Annotated in this window: 16 protein-coding genes; 6 read left to right on the top strand and 10 right to left on the bottom strand. The window is 54.3% G+C overall.

Annotated elements, in window-relative coordinates; translation table 11 throughout:
* Positions 1-619 precede the first annotated feature (619 nt).
* Genes EDC30_RS14950 through EDC30_RS14940 form a run of 3 tightly spaced genes read left to right on the top strand, consistent with a single transcriptional unit; the run spans position 620 to position 6380 of the window.
* On the top strand, positions 620-2692 hold the full coding sequence (locus tag EDC30_RS14950; protein ID WP_132259650.1) for a hypothetical protein: 2073 nt from the start codon (positions 620-622) through the stop codon (positions 2690-2692).
* A complete protein-coding gene (locus tag EDC30_RS14945) occupies positions 2689-5499 on the top strand; it encodes a tyrosine-type recombinase/integrase (RefSeq protein WP_132259649.1) in 2811 nt (936 codons plus the stop codon). The genes EDC30_RS14950 and EDC30_RS14945 overlap by 4 nt, the downstream gene beginning before the upstream one ends.
* Positions 5499-6380: a hypothetical protein gene (locus EDC30_RS14940; RefSeq protein ID WP_132259648.1), complete on the top strand. Its 882-nt coding sequence runs from the start codon at positions 5499-5501 to the stop codon at positions 6378-6380. Before EDC30_RS14945 ends, EDC30_RS14940 begins: the two co-directional genes overlap by 1 nt.
* Here EDC30_RS14940 and EDC30_RS14935 read toward each other — a convergent pair.
* The gene (locus tag EDC30_RS14935) at positions 6331-6762 is read right to left on the bottom strand and encodes a hypothetical protein (RefSeq protein ID WP_132259647.1); all 432 of its coding nucleotides are present in this window, start codon (positions 6760-6762) and stop codon (positions 6331-6333) included. The two genes, EDC30_RS14940 and EDC30_RS14935, sit on opposite strands and share 50 nt — an antisense overlap.
* 1824 nt (positions 6763-8586) lie before the next feature.
* Here EDC30_RS14935 and EDC30_RS14930 point away from each other — a divergent pair.
* Both EDC30_RS14930 and EDC30_RS14925 read left to right on the top strand, forming a co-directional pair.
* Positions 8587-9588, top strand: a complete 1002-nt coding sequence (locus EDC30_RS14930) for a nucleoid-associated protein (RefSeq protein WP_132259646.1) — start codon at positions 8587-8589, stop codon at positions 9586-9588.
* Positions 9588-10763: a hypothetical protein gene (locus EDC30_RS14925; RefSeq protein WP_132259645.1), complete on the top strand. Its 1176-nt coding sequence runs from the start codon at positions 9588-9590 to the stop codon at positions 10761-10763. Before EDC30_RS14930 ends, EDC30_RS14925 begins: the two co-directional genes overlap by 1 nt.
* Positions 10764-11116: 353 nt before the next feature.
* On the opposite strand, the gene EDC30_RS14920 is transcribed toward EDC30_RS14925, so the two are convergent.
* The 9 genes from EDC30_RS14920 to EDC30_RS14880 all read right to left on the bottom strand — a co-directional run bounded on the left by EDC30_RS14920 (position 11117) and on the right by EDC30_RS14880 (position 20990).
* Positions 11117-11800, bottom strand: a complete 684-nt coding sequence (locus EDC30_RS14920; RefSeq protein ID WP_132259644.1) for an SOS response-associated peptidase — start codon at positions 11798-11800, stop codon at positions 11117-11119.
* A gap of 491 nt (positions 11801-12291) precedes the next feature.
* Complete coding sequence (locus EDC30_RS19625; protein WP_207907294.1) at positions 12292-13476, bottom strand: hypothetical protein; 1185 nt, start codon at positions 13474-13476, stop codon at positions 12292-12294.
* Positions 13477-13727: 251 nt separating this feature from the next.
* Positions 13728-14360 carry a histidine phosphatase family protein gene (locus tag EDC30_RS14910; RefSeq protein ID WP_132259643.1) on the bottom strand — a complete coding sequence of 211 codons (633 nt, stop codon included), beginning with the start codon at positions 14358-14360 and terminating at the stop codon, positions 13728-13730.
* Between the two features lie 84 nt (positions 14361-14444).
* A complete protein-coding gene (locus EDC30_RS14905) occupies positions 14445-14984 on the bottom strand; it encodes an MbcA/ParS/Xre antitoxin family protein (RefSeq protein ID WP_132259642.1) in 540 nt (179 codons plus the stop codon).
* Between the two features lie 174 nt (positions 14985-15158).
* Complete coding sequence (locus EDC30_RS14900) at positions 15159-16067, bottom strand: ADP-ribosylglycohydrolase family protein (RefSeq protein WP_132259674.1); 909 nt, start codon at positions 16065-16067, stop codon at positions 15159-15161.
* Between the two features lie 10 nt (positions 16068-16077).
* The gene (locus EDC30_RS14895) at positions 16078-17121 is read right to left on the bottom strand and encodes a bifunctional nicotinamide-nucleotide adenylyltransferase/Nudix hydroxylase (RefSeq protein WP_132259641.1); all 1044 of its coding nucleotides are present in this window, start codon (positions 17119-17121) and stop codon (positions 16078-16080) included.
* A 21-nt stretch (positions 17122-17142) separates the two neighbouring features.
* Complete coding sequence (locus tag EDC30_RS14890; RefSeq protein ID WP_132259640.1) at positions 17143-18840, bottom strand: NAD+ synthase; 1698 nt, start codon at positions 18838-18840, stop codon at positions 17143-17145.
* A 15-nt stretch (positions 18841-18855) separates the two neighbouring features.
* Complete coding sequence (pncB, locus tag EDC30_RS14885) at positions 18856-20046, bottom strand: nicotinate phosphoribosyltransferase (RefSeq protein WP_132259639.1); 1191 nt, start codon at positions 20044-20046, stop codon at positions 18856-18858.
* Between the two features lie 74 nt (positions 20047-20120).
* A complete protein-coding gene (locus tag EDC30_RS14880) occupies positions 20121-20990 on the bottom strand; it encodes a cysteine hydrolase family protein (RefSeq protein ID WP_132259638.1) in 870 nt (289 codons plus the stop codon).
* Between the two features lie 204 nt (positions 20991-21194).
* Between EDC30_RS14880 and EDC30_RS14875 the strand changes: the two genes are divergently transcribed.
* Positions 21195-21857 carry an NUDIX hydrolase gene (locus EDC30_RS14875; protein WP_132259637.1) on the top strand — a complete coding sequence of 221 codons (663 nt, stop codon included), beginning with the start codon at positions 21195-21197 and terminating at the stop codon, positions 21855-21857.
* Positions 21858-21949 lie beyond the last annotated feature (92 nt).

Below are 21949 nucleotides of genomic sequence, written 5' to 3'. Positions count from 1 at the left end.
CCCGAATAAATTGTTCAAAATAAAACCTGTCACAGCGCCCACTTCAAAAAACGGCACAATTTTTTAACTAGAATTGCCCGCTTTTCCAAAAATATTGACCCTTAGCCAAAATCCGTGATATTTTTGCCTCGTTGCTATTTTCACAGCGACTTACGCCGGAAACCGGCAATTGCATCAGAACTCCTGGCTCATTGCCAAAACGGGAACACAGCTACCCTTGTTCCGGCCAAGTCTGAGCCTTAATTGGTTTCATTCAAATCTTGCTGGGCAATCCACCTAGCACATCAAACATATCTCCATGCTTGTAGGTTTACGAGGCTGTGCGAAACGTGAGCTTTGGCTTTGCGTCTCAGTTTTTCAAGCCCTCAGTATGGTTGTGTGACGCTTTGGGTTCCGTATAGCCCTCTTCCCAAGCCACGTCAAACCCCTCCGCAAGCTCATCGTTTAACCAAGTAGCGCATTCGCAAGACAGGCAATCGCCCTGATCACTCGACGCTAATCGCGCACTTCCTTTCGTAAGCCAACACCAAGGTACTCCGGCCGGGATCTTGGCGATATTGCGCCCTCATTTTGAGATAACCACCGCGCGGCCGGGCGCACCAACCCGACCGGAGGACATATGTCTTTGGTTTTACCCGCCACCATGGGTGGCACTCCCAGCCCTGGCTTGCCAACGCAAGGCAAGGCTGCTCCCCAAGTTATCCTGACCCGCCTACTTCACGCAATTCCGGCGCCGCCGGAACTGCCCAATCTGGCAAGGGTGGTCTCCCATTGCAGACTGGCACTTGAACGCTATGCCCAGGACACCGATGTCCTGGGCCAGGAAATGCGCGATGTGATCAATGACATCGTGCGTCTCGACGAACTGTTCTCCACTTCCGAAAACCGCAGCGCGTCTCAACCGCTAGCCCTTTTTCACCGCAAGGGCAAATTTCCCTGCTGGAGCCTTTTCTCTTCTCATGACTTTCCCCATGTTTCCCGGGAATGCCTAGATGCCGCGGGAGCAGAACTCGCAGCTTCACTTATTGCCCACGAGCGTTTTCGGGATCATGTCGCCCTTCAGTTAGTAAGGCTGGGTAAGCCCACTGCACCAGAATCTGTCGCGAAGCAGCTCGAGAACGCTCTGGACTTGCGTCGCCGAGTCTTTCGCCGCACGAAAAAGATTTCCGAGAAAGCGATGCGCGGGCTGGATGCCGATGACTTGCACAACCTAGCCTTCTCCATGAGAGTGGAAATGCACTTTATCGCCCAAATGACGACGGCAAGCATCCCGGAAAGAAAGGCTGCCGGCTCCCTAGGGGAGCAGACTGCGGCAGAGATTGCTGCAACTGGCGCGGAGCTCCGCGCGAGAGTGGAAAGCGGCGACAACGAAGCCCTTCTCCAAGTCATGGCATTCCTCCTCGGATTGCCGCTGGAGCTGGCTTGCCAGGCCCCCTTGGTCGTGGCCAGTCCCATCGCATCAACGATCACCATCGACATTAATCAGGGACTTATCAGAACGGATCTTGGTGAAATTGTCACCGGGGCAGCGCTTCCAGGCTACCCCGATTGCCTGCCGGCTACCAGGCAAGTGGCCCGGCCCCTCCCCCAGTTTGTACAGGAAGCACTCCGGCAAGCCATCAGCGGAAACCCTGCTGCCAAATACCTCGGTGATCTGGACCCGGACGGCAGCTGGCAACTGCCCATCCGGCATCGGACCAGCCAGTTAAATCCTGCAGCACGCATTTGCCCCTCCCTCGCGAGATTCATCCACTCCCGTGCCTCCATCGCCATCCGGCTCGGCATTGACCGTGCCGTAGCAGCTTATCTCACCAACGACTTCACCAAGATCGGCCACGCAAAACACTACTACCTTCATATACAGCGAGAAGAAATCTGGCATGCAGCCACAATACTATTCGCCGCACTAGGATGGGGAGAACCTACGCCCGCCGAAATGGGGCCAGGATTTGGTTCAGCCGTGACGCCCAGCCGGGAACTTCTAGTCAGGAGAAACGAGTGGATGTGCCAGGAAGTCGACAAGCTTCGACCTGGCCATCGTTATACGCTGGCATCGCTGCAAAAACACCATAACGCGTTTGCCCTCCTCTGTGCTGACCGGTTCGCCATGTTACTTGGGGGGCGCGCGCAGCGAATCTATCGCTTCTTCGCCGAAAGCTTTTCAGAGGACTCAGCGTTCCTGCAATTGCAGGACAAGCGTGTGGGCATGCTGGCCGGGATGAGCCCAGTTGCGATTCCCGCGCTGGTTCGCGAACAGGCAAAATTCTGGTTCGCCCATTGTCGTGCCCTTGACGCACGCCTGGAGCATCTTGGTCTACCGCCCCGAAACCGGATACGCCGACATATCAACAGCGTGCTCAATCAGGCTCCGGTACCCATGTTTTTCATGATGCGCAATGACGATGTCGTGCCCGTAGGCTCAGGTCATGTTTCCGCGTGGCCCCCACCAGCATTGCAGACAAAACCGGATCATGGCCGCCATTTCTGGCAAAACGCTCTCCGCCATGCCGGATTGCCTTCTACTGAAGTGGATCTCTTCATGAGACATACCGTGCGGGGCCAGGAAGCCTTCTGCATCGAATCGCTTCTCGTTCTGCGCCACAGTTTTTCGCGCATCACCTCGGCACAGAACGGCATCATTCTGCAATTGGGGATGCAACCTGTAGTTGGCCTATCGAGGGGGAAGAAATGACATCGCGCCAAGACCTGTCCAGGCCACGCGCCGTCAAGCGGCAGTCCCCGTGTTTGCTGGCTTCGCCAATCGAAGCCACTGATGATGAATCCGGGCGTTTGATTCCCAGACCATCGCGGTCGACGGATCTCAACGCATATTGTTCCCGCGCTGCAGAGTTCCTGACTGCCTTTCACCGAGGGGACTTTCATTCAGGAGAACCAACAACGGCCGCCATTGCCAGTGTCATCGGGCTGGAAGGCATTTGTTCAATCGATGAGCTGAAAAGCTTGCTAGCAGCAAACAACTCCATGTCACGGATTGGCGACCAGTGTGCGGTCAGCTGGAAGGCCAGCGATGACCACTTGGATCGGCGCTTTCTTCATCCGGCGACCACCTTAGCGCTCGTGCAGGTAGATCAGCAGACAACATGGCCGGCGGCATTAAGTGCATTCGATGCACTTCTTGGGCGAACCCGATCCACGCGCACCCAGGGTGCTGCAGAATTGGGACACTTGGCAGGGTTACTGCTGGATATGACAGCGTGGCACTTCCTGTCGCTGCACCGCCCGTTGTTTTGCCACGTTGCCCGCTTTGCACCCGCGAGTGCCCTGCCTGATTCGGTCTATGCACGGCGCGTGGCAAAACGCCCTCTGCTCCTGGAGACCTCTTCCGACCTCACGGCAGATGACGCTGATCGCATTCAAGCGCAGGTCATTGATACTGCACTCCAATACAACGATGCGGGTAGCGGCGGATGGGTTATCGCTGAATTGAAGACGATCGCCAACCTGCACAAACACAAGGCCAGGGCTTTGGCAAAGATCGACTGGATAAAAAGCCTGGGAACCATGTCGGGAAACCTGCGTGACGCAGGATCAGCCGCTGCCACGATCTTTGGCTGGGTCTTGCACATGGTGACGGTGGGAACCCCGCGAGAGGCGTCCCCTAGCCCTGCGACCATTAGCGCTTACGTATCTGCGATTTCCTCTGAACTTCTCCAGGAATTGGGAGCACACAAGGACCCCATACCGTGCTGGAAACTAACTGACATTATCGACGCTTACCAGCGAATATTAAAATGCAGAGCTTCGAATTTGCATGCGGCCTCGGCGCTGAACGCATTTCACGCCTACCTCGTTGACAGCTTTGACATGCCGCCATTGCGACAAGCATTGGCATCGGAAGTGCGCAGCGTCCACAAAGCCAATATTCTTTGGGATCACGAAGCAGACTCAATTCGGGATTGGCTTGGCTCCGGCCATGGGGAGGAAAGGCTTTCACAGCAAGTAAGGCTAGCCTTTGAACTTGCCCATCACCTGCACTTGAGAATCGGAGAGCTATTCAGTCTCTGCCTGCGCAGTGTACGTACCTATGATGATGGCCAGATAGAACTGGAGATTGCCCCTAGTCCCAAAGGCAAATCCGGCAAGAGCCCGGCATCGCGTCGCATCCGGCGCATCACTAGCGAGGAAACAGCACAACTGCTGAGGAGGTGGGTTCAGCGTCGCGACCTGGAGGCTGCACTTCACGATGACTATCTCTTTGGAGATCCGCATAACGGAAAGCGCGTATATCAGTACGGTAAAACGTACGTGATGCTGTCACGGGCACTGAAAGCCGCCAGCGGCGACACCAGCATCAGCCCTCATGCCCTTCGTCATGGAGTGTCATTTGAAGTGGAGCAGGCACTCATCGTAGAGCGACATGATATCGATATCAATCTCCTGGATGAAATCGCCGTCGAAACAGGGCATCGAAGTTTCCAAATGGGTTGGGGCTGGTATTCGCATCTCTTTGAGCAGCCTTTGCGCGATGGGATTGATCGAAGCCTGAAGAACCACGAATTAAATTATGGTGTCGTGGCGAAACTCACGGGGCTCAGCAGAGAAGTGCTTCGGCAAAGGGTTGCGCGATCCCCAGAAAATAGGAATTGCACGCTCAGGAAGATATTGCAGGACAGCGCGGGCGCGCTGCCGATTCCGGATATATGCGCCAAATTCAATTTCACGGATCTGCCAGAAAGCCCGGATGTCTTTGCCAAACCCGGAATATCCTTCGAAAAGATAGTCGCGGTACTTGGCGACATCTCCGCCAATCTCACGCTGCCAGCCATCGCTGCGCGCAATGGCATTGGCGAGACCACCATCCAGGATATTGCTGCGTCTGCACTATGTATTTTGTCTCGGCAGTATGCAGCCCAGATTGAGTGGAGAAAGCTGCTACTTGAAGATCCTCTCTTCGTTCTCCAGAATCTTCAGAAGCTGAATATACGGTCGCCTTTCGAACGCGCTGAACAGGCAAAGTTTCTTTCGTTGTCGCGTTTTCTCGCCGGGCATGTGCACACTGACGTCGTAACGGATGGACTCCGCTCTTGGCAAGCTTGCGCCGACGGTGACTATATTTCCCTAGACAGCCCAAATCTGGCCGAAGGATTGATCGCGTTACTCCATGGCGCCGGTGTACCGTTGACTCACCTCGTTTTGCGCGCCGCGCCCGGATTTGTGCCACCGATGAGTGCCATCGATCAGGTCATTGGCAGAACATTTCATCCCGGGCTTTCTCCAGCAGGATTTTCTCTGGACCTTGTTTATCTCTTTCAGAAAATCTACAACGGCACCCCGCAGATCGAAGCCATCGTCCAACGCCGTGGGAGGCCCAGCGCATATTTATTGGTGTCCAGTTGCCCTGCAAGCGGCGAGGACGCGGTGCAGAATGCTGCAGTGGGCATGGCAGGGTTCCATGGGTTGATGATTGCTGCACATATTTTTCGCGATACCGTTTTGCAAGCTAACGCTACCGATGAGCGCACCAGGGGAGAAGACTGATGGGGGAACATAACTGTTTTTTCATGGTGGGCCTGTTTCCTGCACAGCAGCCGGTTGGTGAGGAAAAGGTCTTGAAAAAAGTCGACGAAATCAAACGACTGATCCAATTATTGTTTTTGTCACCTTGCCTGACTAATCGTTTTAATTATGGGTATCACACAGCAGATGGCATGCTCTGGCTCGTTGTTTCATTGTTAGCGGACCGGCAACTGCAAATATTTGATGCAAAGGGAGTGCCCATACCACTCGGTGACCCAAGACGCCATCAGCAAACGCAACACGAGGACAAGACGCTAGCTAGGGCATGGCAAGAGGCAGACCATCTTCTGCAGAAAGTAGCCGCCATCCAGCGATTGACGCCTCGCGCGCTGATGGAGCTGATGCCCCGGGGCCGGGAACACCAGTTAGGCGAAACATTGCTGTCGATTCTTTATAGGCAGCCGAGCAAGAGGCTATCAATTAGATTCTCACATGGCGGTCGGACTCTCGATTTGCCTGAACTGCCTCGCCGCGTGACCTTTGAAGATCCTCGGGGCGTGTCGGCACGAGTCAACATGGTGGGCTTAAAGCAGGCGGTCATTTTTGATGTACGAGACCACGAACAGGGCAAACATCTTGTTGGGCTGGGAGGAAAAAAAATCCAGGTGGACTGGACTGAGTATGAAGCACCTCAACTGATCTACCGGCAACTTCGGGATGCGCTGGAAATGCATGCCCGGATCGACTTGCAGGTGCGGCAGACTTGGTGCAATCGTCGGCGCAAATTGCTGAGGCTCGAACTGGTGACCGCAATGGCTTCTGCGGTTGGGCAAGGAAAGGATGGCTTGGCAGTCAAAGCGCTCCCTGCTCCTCGCCTCGAATCGACAATTTTGCAGCCGTGACCGCGGCGTCAATTGGCCGAAAATCTTCTCCAATAAATTCTGCTGGAGTCTGTCCTCCCAAGATTGTGCTTGGACGTAGCATAAAATTGTGGATTACCCAGCTATTTGTTTTTGCTTTGATAAGCGGACGTAGCACCGCTGCGAGGCGGAAAGGATTTGCACGAAATTGCCACGCCGGGTATCTGCACTCTTCTGAGTCTGGTCGAGCTAGTGCATAAATTTCGCCGACTTCGCGACGCTGGATAATGCTCTTTGCAGTACTGCTACTCATATTTGCAGCATCGTCGACGGTCAGGTTTTCCTGGCGAGTCCATTCCGCTTGCACATATTGCTCGCCCCTCTGCCTTGCACTCTTAAATAGATCGCTTTTTTCTTGTGCCATTTCATTTGCTCCAGGACCGACCTTGATTTCCTGCACTGCTTCATGATCAAGTCTATGTAAAGCGAAAAAGAAATTGAGATAGGTGAGACTTTACAGGGTGGGCTTGGCAACACCTCCCTGTAGAGTCTCACCTTTCGTCTCTAGCTACACTCCGACCACCCTGTAGAGTCTCACCTTTAACATGTCCGTGTGTGCTGACCACCCTGTAGAACCTCACCCTTGCAGCACTTCAGCTCTCTTGCGAAACTAGATAAAGATTAACGGTGAGACCCTACAGGGAGGGCTCGGCAAAAAACCTCCCTGTAGAAGCTCACCCTTGCAGTACTTCAGCTCTCTTTAAAGGCAAATCAACACTATCGGTGAAGCTTCACAGGGAGAATTCGACAAAAGGCCTCCCTGTAGAACCTCACCTTTGGTGGTTACGGTTCCAGAACGGCGCAATTGCGCTTATAAGGCCAAAAACCGGCGAAAAAGCCACTCGCCAGAACAAGGCCCATCCTTCGCCCAAGCTTTCCAAAAACACCTTGCCAAGTTTAGTCATGAATCACGTTCTCCCAAATCAAGACGTAACGTACGATATCATTAACAGCACTTGCCGCAAGTAGAATCATAGCGATTTCCATTGTGAGAGCCGGGCACAAAATTTAAAATCATTTTGCTTGCGCAGTGCAATTAGTTCCGATCAATGAAGCCCTGCTAGAACTGACAATTGATTTTAGCCCTGTGTTTTAAAACGTCCAGAGAAAGGAGTGTATCTGGCGCCAGCACTTTGACCTTCAGGTCACGCCAGTGTCCGAAAGGTGGATAAAATGATAGAACGCTCTACACACTAATATTTCTACCGCTTCGTCTCAGCAGAATCGGTTTAAAGTTGATATACCGAGACGCCAAGTTTTCAATCAATTACAAATTCTTTCAACCTAAAATGAAACTCAGTACTCGATGCCAACGATTCAAGAAACAGCATCTAGCTCACTTTTATTTGGTGCCACAAAAAGATTGGCATCGGGTGTCGGAGATCGCAAGTATTCGACGTGCAAAAAGTTTTTTGGAAGCCAGTAGAGACAGTTTCATCACCAGATTTGAGCAAGTCAGCGCCAGTCGCTCCAAATTTACTGGTGTACTCGCTGGCCCGACTCTCAAGCGTAAATAATGAACACCCAAAGTAAGCACTTGGTTATTCAGTCTTAACTTCCGCGCCACCGGATAACGAATTCCCCGGGTTAGGACAGCGGCATTAGTTCGTAACGCACGATATCATCAACAGTATTTGTAGCAAGCAATATCGCAATGATTTTCGGTCGTCTGAACCGAGCAAAAAATTCAAGAAATTTTGGCGCTTTGTTTCACGTAAATTCCTCTCAGCCTGGTCAAGCTTGTTTATTCGCGCCGTAGCTGCCCATTCGCACGCTAAAGTATCCATCACCTCGCATAAGAAACGCACCTTGGCTTTATAGGGCTTTTTAGGATCTAAGATCGATGGGTCTGCTTCCGGCCCATTGCAAACCTTCGCATCAGATGTGACGCACCTGTTATGCTAATTTGCCCTACGCCAGCGGAAACCATGCCTGCTCGATCCCGCCGTATTCAATCATCACTTCTTCTTTAATCTAGACGTCGTCATGCCCGTCGGTTAGCTGGGGGCGGTAGCCGAGATGGTGGCGATAAGTATGGTTCTGCTGCTAGCAGATACTCTGCAATGTGCTTGACGTGAAGCTGCTGGTAAAGTGGGAGCGACACACGGATAAAATCACATAGTTTCTTCTATGTAATAACAAAATATGGCGATACAATTAATTTTCATTGCCAATATACAAACCCGTCATGCAAATCAAAGAAGCGATCCTCCATCGCATTAATAAAGATCGTCACCAGAACGGTAAGCTCACTCTGGCGCCAGCTTGCCTTCAGATAGACTTAATTCTGACCGATGCCGTCGAGAAAGCCCGCAAAACGTATGGCACGACGGCCAGTCGTGCGTTCGGCACCTTTGAGACGGACATCCGCCTGTTCCCATTCAGCGGTCTGCTTAGCGACTACCTTGCTGGCAAGCTGGATATGCTTACGTTTTCCGGTCAAGCGATGACTATGCTCGTGCGCGAGATGGACAAGCAGGCATTGGCCACTGGCGGCTATGCGCTGTTTGTTAAGTACGAGGAGCATGCAAAGACCTACTTCATGATCGTGTTGCTAAAACTGCGTGGTGGCGTTGGCATTGATCAGAATACCCTAACCTTGAACCAGAACTTCTCCTTGGATGTAGACCGTCTTCATGAGGCGGCGCGCATCAATGTCCCTAACTGGCGCGCTGCGGACGGGAACTATATTTCGTTCGTCAAAAAGGGAAAATCCGATGCGGACTTCACAGACTACTTCCGTAACTTCCTCGGTTGTGCCGAGTTCGTCGAGTCCAAGGAGCAAACAAGCTTGTTGATCCAGGCGATCCGCGATTATTGCGTCGCAGAGAAGCTGGACGCGGACGAAGCAAAAAAGATGAAGGAAAAGGCCTTTAACTACTTCTCGGAACAGGCGCGCGACAGCAAAGGTGTGAGTCTGGCTGCGCTGTCGATGCGCTTCGACGACCAGAAACCGACTGCATTCAAGGAATACATCGAGCACAACGCGATCGAGATCGGTGATGGATTCGAGCCGCACAAGGCCACGTTCAAGAGATTAATGCGCATTGGTGGTAAAGATGCAGACATCACGATTAATTTTGACATTGGCTTGATAGGTAACCGTGTGCTTTACGATAAAATCAAGAAGGAACTGCGCATAACAGACCTTCCTCCAGCGCTAATTTCAGCAATTGAAGCCGAAATGTAATGACTACAGCCTTTGATCACGCCATTACAGTCTACCGGGCATTGGGCAAGCCCGAGTTTGCTGGCGCATCCTTTAGTGGGAAGCTGAAAGTCACGGACGAGCTCACGCCTAGTCTGGTTAAACTGGCTGAGCTCGACTGGTTGCTGGCCCCTCCAATGAAGAAGGTGGTCGATGGCGCAGAGATCGAGGTCGAAATCAAAGTCAGTGTAGGCCAGTCAGCGTTTTTCTCCCCGACGTGGGCGCATCTGCTGGCGAGCCATAACTTTAAGTATGTGCCACCGGAAGCCTATTACGTCGCCGAGGATGATTACTTTAGTGCAGAGAAAACAGACACCGTCAGCTCGCGACGCTATAAAGCGGTCTTGTCTCTCCTGAAGGTCCTGCGCGAGGTTGCTGACTATTGCGACGAGTCGCTTTCTGACTTGAAGTTCGTGTTTCTGAACAAGACCAAGATCGAGCTCTTAGTGAAATACGAGGCAGCCCACCTGCGCGACGTGCCTAAAGTGAAAGATCTCGAAAACGATATGTTCGAGACGTCGTCTAAGCACAAAGAGCAGCGCAAGGTAATCATGAAGGTCATTCTGAACGAACTGCTGAAAGACACGGCGGAAGACGCGCGATTCACCAAGCTGCTGTCGGACTTCATGCTGTTCGCTCAGCGATATCAGGACAGCTACGACCTCTATATCGCCGAGTTCTCGTTCGAGAAGGTGCTGGACGAAGTCAAAGCGCACAAGCTCGATTACACAATCAAGCTAAATAAGGTCTTTTCCGACATCCAGAACCAACTCTTGGCGATCCCGGCCGCCCTCATCCTGATTGGCAGCAAGTTGACGCCGAAGGGCTTTTTCGAGTGGCAGAACTCGTTGACGATGCTCGGATGCGTGATCTTTGTGGCGCTCATGAATCTGCTGGTGCGGAACCAGTACAACACGTTGACGGCAATACTGGACGAAATTCACAAGCAAACTGATCTGCTCCTCAGCAAGCACGCAGCTCTTCTGCCAAAGTTCAAAGATCCTTACGAAGACCTAGAGAAACGCCACGCGCATCAGCGCTGGCTGATCAGAATCGTCGACGCCTTGGTGGCGACGATGTTCTTGTGTTGCGTAGCGATCTATTATTGGTATTCGACCGGTGAGTATCACTGGCTGAAATACTGGATCACACACTGACAGCCGCGAAGCTGCTGGCACGTTAGTATCCGTCCTTATGGTGCATAGGACTTATACGGCTCATCGCGTCGAAGCCAAGTAAACTTTTTGTGGAAGTAAAAAGGCTCGAGTGAGCTGAACTTTACCGACTTGCCTCCAGTCGTGTTTAATCCGGGTGGCCATGTTTTATATGGCAGGTAGGCTTCGTGCAGTGGCTAAGACCGCTTGGTTATCGAGAAATCGACTTGGTGGTGAGATTGGGAATCGGCCTGTATGTCATCAAGGAAGGTATCGAGATATGGGAAGACGCCAAAGAGCGTGTTTGATCAAGGGACGGCATAAGTGGGTCTTCGACCGTCGAATACCAAGGCATGTCAGACTGGCGCAATAAGCTCCGGCCCATTGGTGCCGGGTTTGTTCACCGCCGTACTGACCTCGTACCACTCAAATGCATCCGGCCCAATTGCCACATTCCGTGCCAAGTATTCCGCTTGCTCTGCCGGCAGATCAGGATCGAGCCATAGCTGGGCATCCTCCGGTGCCAAGACGACCGGGCGGCGATCATGGACGTCCAGCAAGCCCGCTTCAGCCGCGGCAGTGACGATTACAAACCCGGTTCCTTCTGGCTGTTCCTTGTAGGGTTTCCAATTGGTGATGGCCGCCATGAGCATGGGCTTGTCGGCCTTCAGGCGGATATACCAGGGCTGCTTGTGGCCTTTTTCACCTGTCCATTCATACCAGCCATCAGCGGGCACAATCACACGCCCCGATTTCCACATGTGCCGGAAATAGCGACCGGTAGCGGCTTTTTCGATCCGGGCATTGATCGCCATGGGAATGCCTTTTTCAGCGGCCCACGCTGGCCGGTAACCCCAGTGAATCTGGTCTATTTCGTCAGCCTGATCCTCGTTCAGGTGATGCATCACCCATGGCGATGTTCCCGGCGCGACGTTATACGCTGGATTAGTATTGCCCAGCCATTTGCGATGATCTTCCGGCCAGCCGATAGCAGCGGCATATTCTGCCCGAAGCCGATGTTGGGTAATGCGTCCGCACATACCGTACCTTTGGAATTGCGTTCACTGAATGAGTGTAGCGCCATGCAAGCACAGCGCTTCTACCGTTCTTGAAAGCATGGGTTGCCGCCCCGGCCCCTAAATATGGGAGGAAGCGGAATATGAAGAGTTCAAAGATGAAACTTGCGCCGGCGCAAGACACAGGACGTCGCAGCCGAAGATGAGAAGTTAACTCTGGTGAGCCGCCCCAACCTTATGGAGCCAGATTCTGCCGCCAGTGTCGTGCTCCATGGCAGACGAACCGGGCGCCGATTGCGGTGAGCTATTTTCAAATATAGCGGCGAATCCGCGTCGTGTGATTTTTGCGATTTTGTCGTACAACAGCAATAAAACGACAATTGTTGTTCTATTGCTGTGCCACAGCAATGAGATTGCAACAGCACATTTATGTACATCTAATTTAATTGTTCTTTTGAGTGCGACCCAATCTGAGAAGTACTGAATTACTGTTAACTATCTCCCCGAGGTTGTCCTCAGTAATAGCCGGGACGCTTCGGCTCAGGAGCATCCAAAATCGGATCCGACACCTGTACCAATGGATCCAGCCAATCCGCCTTGGCCAGTGCCCAAGCCATCCATTCCTGCTGTTCCGGTGTAGCTCTTCCCTCAGCAAGTGATTTTTGTTCGGCAGCGGCGACAAAGCGGCGAATGCGCCTCGCGCGCTCCCAGTTCGTGGCTTGCGCTTCCAGTTGCTCAAAACGCTTCCCTTCACTTTCTCGCCGTGCCGTCAGAAATGCATAGCGCTCCTCCCGAAGCCGCCGCTCCTCCCTTTGCCTGGCTGCTTCTGCCTCTTTCGCCCCGGTCTCCTCTATCAGCGCGACGATCCCGGCCAAGACCTCCATTAAACGCTTTTCCAGCGGCGTGCGGCCGGTATCGTTCCAGTTCCGGGTGGGCCACCGGCCGGCCGAGATAGTTAATACTCCGGTTGGTAAATAGTCATAGCGAGATGTATGGGGATAATCTGCTACATTCCGAAAAGGCTGTTTCCAGTAACGTTCCTTGGCCCTCGTCTCTGCCGGCGTGTCCTGGTGATGCGTGCGTTTGACCTGCTCGGTGATGCAAAACGATACCCGCGTTCCTGCAAGCTCCAGGACGGTTTCCTTACGTTGGGTATCCACATGTACCGACACGGACTGTTTTTCCAACTCCTTCAGCAACGTATCGGTAAGTAGCAATGCCCGATCCAGGGAGGACGGCGTAACACGAAGATTCAGCACTTCATCGGGAGCGGTGCGCAGGCCGCTTTCGTCGTTCCAGCCGTCCCGCTGCCTGAGCCGCTTGTTCGCCGCCTTTACCAGAGGATGGGGGCTGCCAAGCTCAGCGGGAACGTCAATTTGCGTCTGGCCATTCCCCTCGGCATGGATTTTTTGCTTGACCGCCGCTTCCGCTGCCTTCCTCGCTGAATCCACTTTGCTCACCGCTGCGCTCGTGGGAGTATTTTCTTTTAGGTCGGGCAGCGGGATCTTTTTCATGATTCGCCCGGCTTTGACCTTGGCCCAGTATCCCCGGCTAGGCAACGGAATACTTAGCTTTTTACAGATCTTGGCGAGCCCTACATCAGAGAGGCCATAGCGCCTAGCGACAATGACGACCGGTTCAGCCCATATTTCCTCGTAAAGCTTTTGCCGATCAAAGACGATCTGGTCAGGATTTTCCATGGACTGGACTGCCTTAGTGTCAAAGCCCTATTTCCGCGCAAGAGGTTGGAAACGAAGGCTATAAGATAAAATAATTTTGCGCAGTCCCACTTCCAGAGACCTGCATCAGTTATTTTAACTTGCACTTGGTGGCTTAATTGGCCACGCCAACGCAACAGTCATCACGCCTCCACCGTTGCGTATCCTATGGCGGCTTCCGGATTATTTCGCTGGAGGGCTAATAGCTAGCAGGTCTGCTACGTGGTGAGCAGCTAATTGCGCAAGCGCATTCCTGCAACAGCCCATCGCCCGCAGCTAAAGAGTGGGTCTTGTATGTGCTCCTTATGGGCGATGGTAATAACGTCACAGTTATCCGGATTTTCCAGGGACTCAAACTGCTCCACGGTCAGGTGTAGAAAGCGCATCACGAAGCAACGGATCACCATGCCATGGGTAACAATCATCACTTGCTCGGCTTCCTTGCGCTGCACCTGACGCATCATGCTTTCCAGGAAACTCGATATGCGGTCATAGACATCTGCCGGACTCTCCCCGCCAGCATGCCGATAATAGAACCATCCATGAATTTTTCGGAGTTCGAATTGCGCTCCTTCTTCCTGATAGCCTCGCTCCACCTCCCGCAGGCGGGGATCTTCGTAAGTTTTTTTGGGCTGCTGAAGATTTGCTCCTTGCAGAATCGCCTGCAAGGTATCGCGTGTGCGCTGATAAGGCGAGCAATATACCAAGGCATTGGAGACAAAGTCATGGCCAAGCAATTGCCCTGCTTGTAGCGCCTGCTGCCTGCCTGCGTCACTTAAACCGATTTTTGCGTCGCCCGCTTCATGCGGCAAGACAGCACCGATGTTGGCGAGGGATTCTGCGTGGCGGACCAGTTTGATTATCATGCTTTTCTCTTTGAATTTAGGACGATGGTAAATCGTACGCCGCAACAATCAAGGGCTCCAATTTCACTTGATAATTAATTTCAATCACTCGAATCGCTCGTCCAATAGTCGCTCTACGATTTCGCAACCTTTTTCCGTTTTAATTGCCTCAAGCGGAGTTTGTCCATTGAGAGCAATCTTCTCCATTTTTAGCCACTTGATTGCTGGCGCTTCACTGCGAAACAATTCTACTGCGCGACGTATCAGGATCTCAGCTCGGTGCTTATTTTCAAATGATTCAGGTTCCGACCTCTGCACATTGCCTCCCATTTGGCTAGAAGTCTTTATAGTTAATGCGTCATAGGGTTTCGTGCCAGGGCAGCGGTACGTTGCACAGCGCCAAAATGGTTCCTTTGTTTTTCTGTTTTGAGTGAGCTCCATGCGACATCCGCAAATCGTGCATTGAGGAGTTACCTCGCTTGCATAATCTCGCCTACGCAGTTCTTTTTCTGTAAATGCAATCAAGGAATTCGGAACGTCGTCATCGATGAACCATGCCCCGAGTTCGTTATCAAAATACGCGCCTTCACGCTCCGCAATCTTGCGCATAGCTTCCGGAAAACTTAACTTAAAGCGTTTTTTCATCCCGCCCCCTTTAATACAAAGTTAATTAGTCTCCAATTTTTGCGTGACACAAGGGATATTTCAATGGCGATAAACTGCGAATTCGGGTGCTTTACTCTATTGACAAATGGCCCGTTAGAAGCCTCAATAGTCACCGCTAGAATCGATGAATGTATATGCGCACTAGCATAATGATTATGACTTCGCCTTCGAAGCAAAGCGCTCGTACAAGCTGTCTGCCATGAGCTCGATATCGTCGCGCATCGCCAGCGTCGACAGCCAGCGGCTCGGGATAGCCTCGACGCCGTAATAAGCGCCGGCGATCTGACCTACAATCGCCCCCGTGGTATCCGCATCATCGCCGAGGTTGACCGCGCGCAGCACTGCTTCCTCAAGACTGTCGGTATGGTAGAAGCACCACAATGCTGCCTCCAGGGACTCCATGCAATAGCCTGATCCGCGGATCCTGTCTTCATCCTTACGCAGGAATTCACCTGACATTAACTGCCGCACGTTGGGCTCGGCCGGCACGAAATGCATGTTGTCTAGAAGCGCTTCTTTTGGCATGCCAGACAGCGCCCGGCTCAAGATTTCGCCAAACAGCTGGCAGCACTCCACTGCTTCGGCCGCGCCATGAGTCGTCCGGGAGCTGTCGGCAGCGAGGCCCAGTAGCATTGGCATGTCGCCATGCGCATGCAGGATGACAGGAGCCAGCCGCATCAGCGAGCCATTTCCAGCACTATGAGGATCTACCGCTCCACTGTAAGGATCGCGAGAAACCTCAAATTTGGCCAAGGCGCTGCGCACTGTCATGCCGATATCAAAACAGGATCCGGTCGAACTCAGATAGCCCCATTTCCACCAGTTCAGGTACCGGACCATCTGGTCAACAGGATCGAACCCACCCTTGGTCAGCAGGCTCTCAGCAAGACAGAGCGCCATCGACGTATCATCGGTCCATTGGCCTGGCCGCAGGCCGAATGGTCCGCCGCCCACCATGTCCGTCACCGGATTAAACGAACCGCGCGGACAAAATTCCACTGTCGTACCGACGGCATCACCACAGGCAAGCCCAAGCATTGCTCCCAAATACCGGTTACGCATTGAGGTCAAGTCAGTCCTCCTTCAGACGCAGAAAGTGGTTAAGGATGTGAAAATGATCTTCGAAGAACATATCTTCCATGGCGGCCAACTCGCCGATTGGTGTCCAGACTGCCTGGGCCGCGTCATCTGCCGCCTCAGTTTCCGGTAAGCGCTCCACGCGCAAGTCAAAGAAATGTGCGTGCGTGATAGTGCGGCCCCGCTGGCTGCGGTCGGGATGATCAAACACCTTGACGTCAATCAGTGCACCTTCGAGCATTGACGCCAGCACCCCAAGCCGCGTCTCCTCCGCCAATTCGCGCAAGGCTGAATGTAGTAAGCGCTCGCGCGGCTCGACGAACCCGCCGGGCAGAGCCCATAACCCTTTTCCCGGGAAGCCGCCTCGTTTCACCAATAGGACGTGACCGGCGGCCTTGACGACGGCATCTACTGTCGAAAAGATCGGCGCATAGGGCGCCGCACTCCACGCTGCCTTGTATTTCTCAATCTGCCGGTGCTCTTCCACCAAGCCGGCATAATGTGGCAGCAGCGTCCATGCCCGCCAATACTGCCGGACTGTCGCCGGCACCAGGCCCTCAATGACTTTCATTGAGACATCGATATCCTCTGCCTCGAACAGAATGCGCCGGATTGCCGTGGCATCGATATCCTCCTCCATCTCTGCGGCAATCAATTCCCATTGCGGAAAATGGTTCAGATAGTAGCTGGAGGCATCCTTGAAGTAGCCAATCAGCGCCACCCTCCCAGCGCCAGGTGCGGCTTCAGCAACTTTCTCGCGTACTGCGTTGGACCAGCGCGCATCTTCATAGTAATCGCGCAGGGCGACGAACGAAATACGCTCCCTCTCCTCGTCCGCCAGCGTCGTGCTGATCATTGCAGCCCGTTCCTGCCAAGTGAACGGATTCTTGGCGCTTCTAGCATGGAAGGAGGAGCCCAGCACCACCACGACTTTCGGTGCGGTGGCCAGTGCCCGGCGCAGCAGCGCGGCATGCCCGTTATGGAAGGGCTGGAAACGGCCGATCAGCACCGCCACGTCGGCATTTTGTCTAGTATGCATGCAGTCATCCCTTCCTAATAATCAGTACTTCGCGGCGATCGGCATTTGCCGGCCGCTGCCGAATGCGCGAGAGCGCACGCGCACGATAGGAGGCGCCTGCCGGCGCTTATACTCATTGCGCGCGACCATACCCAGTATCCGTTCTACCAACTGCTTGCCATCCCGAGTTGTCATTAAATTTTCAACGAACTGGCGGGCGGCAAATGCCTCGTAGTCGGGCAGGCGCGCGCCCTCGATATGCCATTTGAGGATTTCGTCGAGGACGTCATACGGCGGCAGGCTGTCCGTATCCTGCTGCCCTGGGGCCAGTTCCGCCGAGGGCGGCTTCGTCAACACAGCTTCCGGAATAATTTCCCGGCCAGCCTCTTCATTGATATGGCGGGACAAGGCAAATACCTCGGTCTTGTACAGATCGCCGAGCAAACCCAGGCCGCCATTGGTATCGCCGTACAACGTGCAGTAACCTACCGAGATCTCACTCTTGTTGCCGGTCGTAAGGAGCAATGCGCCAAAGGCATTCGAATATTCCATCAGGATCGTTCCCCGCACGCGGGCCTGCAGATTCTCGAGCGGCAAGCCCATGAGCGGCGCATCGAACGCCGTGGCAAAGCCTTGACTGTAGGTCTCGACCAGTTCGCGGATCGGATGGGTGTACAGCCGGATGCCCAGATTGTTGCAAAGGGCAACCGAGTCGGAGACCGATCCTTCGCTGGAATAAGCCGATGGCATCGTGATGGCGATGACATTGTCTGCCCCTAGCGCCTGCACCGCCAGGGCGAGTGTCAATGCGGAATCGATGCCGCCGGAAGACCCCACCACGACCTTGGCAAACCCGCAGCGGCGCGCATAGTCCTGCAAGCCGAGGACGATCTGGCGCCGGGTGAACTCGGGCACGGACAGACCGACTGGATCCGGCACCGGCAACGCGGCCCCATCGGTGGCAAGAAACCGCCCGCCCGCAAAGCCGATGACCTGGAAATCCTCGGTGAAGCGCTGCGCTTCGAACGCGATCCCCTGTTCCGGGCTGACGGCAAACGAGGCGCCATCGAACACCAGCTGATCCTGGCCACCGACCTGGTTGACATACAACAGCGGCAGCTTGTTGTTCATCGATGCCGCGCTGAACAAGGCATGGCGCTGCTTGCGCTTGCCGATGTCCGACGGACTGGCATTGATGCTGATGATGAGTTCGGGCCTGGCCTCCCGCAGCGCGGCGAAAGGATTGACACCGTAATCGCGACCCTCGTCGTTCCAGCCATCCTCGCAGATGATGAAGCCGACCTTTATACTAGCGATGTCGAGCATGCAGGCGCCCTCGGGCCCCGGCTCGAAATGGCGGCGTTCATCGAAGATGCCATAGGTCGGCAAGAGTTGCTTGTAATACTCGGCGATGATTTCGCCGTCGCGGATGGCCAGCAGGGCGTTGTACAGCGGCTTGCCAGGGCCGGCATTGCGGCGCACCGTACCGATGATGGCAACCAGTGCTGGCATGTCCCGGGAAGCGTGACGAATGTCTTCCACTGCAGCCTCCATCCTGGCCAGGAATGTCGTATCCTCGAGCAAGTCGCCCGGATAGTAGCCGCAGACCGACAGCTCGGAAAACACCACCACATCAGCGCCTTCTTGTGATGCGCGACGCATGTGGCGGATTGTTGTCTCGGTATTGCCGGCAAAGTCCCCGACCATATAGTTCAGCTGAGCAATGGCAAGTTTCAGCATGGTGTCCTCTTCCGGTTAACTGACCTGATGATTGAAGACCTGGCGCAGATAGGCCAGGAAGGTCTCGTCCTTGCATAAGGTTTTGCCCGACGCATCTGACAGCTTGGCCACTGGCTGGCCGTTACAGGACATGAGCTTCATCACGATGTTCAATGGCTTGATGCCGACGTCATTGCTCAGGTTGGTGCCGATGCCAAAGCCAACCATCGTGCGGTCGGCGAAATGCCGGTACAGCGAAAACGCGGTCGGCAAATCCAGGCCGTCGGAGAAAACCAGGCGCTTGGTGTGCGGATCCAGCCGCAGCTTGGCATAGTGGGCCAGCGCCTTCTCGCCCCACTCTACCGGGTTGCCCGAGTCGTGTCGCAAGCCATCGAACAGCTTGGCAAAGTACAGATCGAAATCAGCCAGGAACGCGTCCATGCCAACCACGTCGGTCAGGGCAATGCCCAGGTCGCCACGGTATTCCTGTACCCAGTCTTCCAGCGCTGCTTTCTGAAAGTCACGCAGCCGCACGCCGAACGACTGGAAGGATTGCAGGTACTCGTGGGCCATGGTCCCGATCGGGACCAGATTGTACTTTTTGGCGAGGTAGACGTTGGACGTGCCCTTGAAATACTCCGGCACCTCGCGCGCCAAGGTAGCGACCACTTCCTCCTGCCAAGCGCCGGAGAAGCGCCGCCGCACACCAAAGTCGGAAATTTCGAATGGGTGCCGCTTGGCCGGCTCCTTGCCAAAAGCGCGTAGCATGCTGATCTTGTCTGCCAGACGCTTGCGCCCTTCCGCCAACGCCGCTTCCTGGTCAAAGCGCCGGAAATACAACTCATTGACGATATACAGCACGAAAATCTCGAAGCCCATCACATGCACCTGCGGACCCGCCGCTTTGATCACCAAGGTTGGACCTTCCGTCGTGACCTGGATGAATCGGCGCTGGAAGCGGAATACCGACAGGAAGTCTGCGAAATCGCTCTTGATGAAGCGCAGGCTGCGCAGGTAGGCGATTTCGTCGTCCGTGAAGGACAGCGTGCAGAGCTGGTCCAGTTCGCGTTCGACATCAGCCTTCAGCTCTGCCAGCGGATAGGCCGGTTCATTGCGGCACACAAATGCGTACTCGGCCTGGGCCGCCGGGTGCTTGTGCAGCAGCGCCTGCCACATGGTGAATTTATAGAGGTCGGTTTCAAGAAGGCTTCGTACGATCGCGTTCATAGTCATTGGTCTTATGCGAAGGTTGATTCAATTCCGGCAGCCGTGCCGCCGGACAGTCTGGTTAAGTATGAAAATCAGCGGCCGGCATTGGCCAGCAGTTCCGGCAGCACGTCGGCAGCCCTGGCGATCTGTACGCCGCGCGCCGCCATGTCCTGCACGAAGCCCTGGTACTGGGCATCGAAGCCGGTAACCGCACTCATGCAGTCCGTCACCAGCACCAGCTTTGCCAGGTCTTGCTGGGCGAAATTGGCCACGATGTGTTCGGTGGTCGCCTTCACGCAGTGGCTACCCGCTTCGCCGGTAATGTAGATGCGGTCTGCCTTTGCCAGCAGGTCGATGAAGCCGCGGTTCAGCTGGGTGCTGTCATCCTCCTCGTCCGGCACCTCGGCCTGGATGGCGGAATAGTGCTCGGTCCAGGGGTTGGTGCCCTTGCTGACCTTGTTGACGATCCCCAGCGCGCTGTCTTCCCAGCGGTTATACGCCGCACGCACATCGGCATGGACATTGTGCCCCCAGGTGCCCATCTCGCAGTGCACCGGCCAGACCATCAGGGTGTAACGACCCGCTGCTTCGAGGGTATCCAGGTAGGCCAGCACGCGAGGCAGCGCGGCCGGATTGCGCGGCTGGTATTTCCCGGCCCGCACGTCAGCGGCAGTGATCTGCGTGAAAGGATTCACCGGCCGCTGCTGCCCATCCATCCAGAACGTCGGGTGTGCCACGTCGAGCCTGTGGTGAGAGTCCAGGGTCACGCTGATGCCGGCCAGCCCTGCGGCGCCACGGTTGATCAGGTCGGCCAAACGCAGCATGTCGGCATGGGCGCCGGCAACCGGAAGTGCCGGGGCGATGCGGTCGCCTGTCACCGGATCAACCGGCAGGTAGTTTTCCGGCAGATCACAGAAGTCGTTTTGCGGGTCGATCACGAGCAGGTGGAGGTTGCGTTTCATGGTTCATCCCTTTTTCTGATGTTGTGATGCCAGTATAGGTCACTTAGTTTACTGTTGCAACTAAGTATGCTATGATTTTTTCAACGCGTTGTTTTTATCTATGAAATAGCGTTACTGTAGCCAGGATTATTATTCTTTCTTTAGTAACGTTCTTAAACTAAGCGGCCTGCCAAGGAAGTTATGGCAGGCCGAACAGGAGCCAAGGTGGATCAAATCATTTGCACGGTGGACGTCGTCCTCCTCACTCTGAAGGAAGACCAGCTCATGGTGGCGCTCCTAAAACGCAACCGCGAACCGTATAAGAATGTGCTGGCGCTACCGGGCGGCTATATCCACGCCGAGGATATGGATGCCCGCGATGCGGCGCTGCGCGTTCTAAAAGATAAAACCGGCATTGACACCCCTTACCTGGAGCAGCTGGCCACCTTTTCCGGTCCGGCACGCGATCCGCGCGGCTGGTCTGTCTCCATTGCCTATTATGCATTGGTTTCCATTGATGTCATCGAAAAATCCGGACATCCCGATGTCGCGTTGAAAAGTGTCGACCAACCTTTAAATCTGCCATTTGATCACAAGACCATCGTCGATACTGCTGTCGCTCGACTGCGCAGCAAGAGCCAGTACTCGTCACTGCCCTGCTATCTGGCAGGTGAAAACTTCACCCTGCCGCAATTGCAGCGGGTATATGAAGTGTTGATGGGCGAGTCGCTTAACAAGGTTAGCTTTCGACGAAAGATGACTGAGATGGACATGCTGGAGCCGGTAGAGGGGGCGTTCACTTCCACCGGCGCCCATCGTCCAGCACAGCTTTATCAATTAAAGCCGGAATTCAGAAGGCAGCTGACCCTGCTGGAGAGGGGGCTATAGCAAATTTGTCACACGACATCCCATGAATGTTGAGCCCGTATCAGACCGTCGAGTACACTGCTTTTCACCAAGTTTCACTACCGGGACTTTGC

This window comes from Paucimonas lemoignei (genome assembly GCF_004342585.1).
In the GTDB taxonomy this organism is placed as follows: domain Bacteria; phylum Pseudomonadota; class Gammaproteobacteria; order Burkholderiales; family Burkholderiaceae_D; genus Paucimonas; species Paucimonas lemoignei.
The sequence above is the reverse complement of the archived record's forward strand: the minus strand, read 5'-3'. Positions and strand labels throughout refer to the sequence as shown.

Coding starts and splice junctions, on each gene's coding strand:
- EDC30_RS14880 (WP_132259638.1), bottom strand. CDS start 20,990: ATGAAACGCAACCTCCACCTGCTCGTGATCGACCCGCAAAACGACTTC.
- EDC30_RS14950 (WP_132259650.1), top strand. CDS start 620: ATGTCTTTGGTTTTACCCGCCACCATGGGTGGCACTCCCAGCCCTGGC.
- EDC30_RS14930 (WP_132259646.1), top strand. CDS start 8,587: ATGCAAATCAAAGAAGCGATCCTCCATCGCATTAATAAAGATCGTCAC.
- EDC30_RS14890 (WP_132259640.1), bottom strand. CDS start 18,840: ATGCTGAAACTTGCCATTGCTCAGCTGAACTATATGGTCGGGGACTTT.
- EDC30_RS14925 (WP_132259645.1), top strand. CDS start 9,588: ATGACTACAGCCTTTGATCACGCCATTACAGTCTACCGGGCATTGGGC.
- EDC30_RS14905 (WP_132259642.1), bottom strand. CDS start 14,984: ATGAAAAAACGCTTTAAGTTAAGTTTTCCGGAAGCTATGCGCAAGATT.
- EDC30_RS14910 (WP_132259643.1), bottom strand. CDS start 14,360: ATGATAATCAAACTGGTCCGCCACGCAGAATCCCTCGCCAACATCGGT.
- EDC30_RS14900 (WP_132259674.1), bottom strand. CDS start 16,067: ATGCGTAACCGGTATTTGGGAGCAATGCTTGGGCTTGCCTGTGGTGAT.
- EDC30_RS14935 (WP_132259647.1), bottom strand. CDS start 6,762: ATGGCACAAGAAAAAAGCGATCTATTTAAGAGTGCAAGGCAGAGGGGC.
- EDC30_RS14920 (WP_132259644.1), bottom strand. CDS start 11,800: ATGTGCGGACGCATTACCCAACATCGGCTTCGGGCAGAATATGCCGCT.
- pncB (WP_132259639.1), bottom strand. CDS start 20,046: ATGAACGCGATCGTACGAAGCCTTCTTGAAACCGACCTCTATAAATTC.
- EDC30_RS14945 (WP_132259649.1), top strand. CDS start 2,689: ATGACATCGCGCCAAGACCTGTCCAGGCCACGCGCCGTCAAGCGGCAG.
- EDC30_RS19625 (WP_207907294.1), bottom strand. CDS start 13,476: ATGGAAAATCCTGACCAGATCGTCTTTGATCGGCAAAAGCTTTACGAG.
- EDC30_RS14940 (WP_132259648.1), top strand. CDS start 5,499: ATGGGGGAACATAACTGTTTTTTCATGGTGGGCCTGTTTCCTGCACAG.
- EDC30_RS14895 (WP_132259641.1), bottom strand. CDS start 17,121: ATGCATACTAGACAAAATGCCGACGTGGCGGTGCTGATCGGCCGTTTC.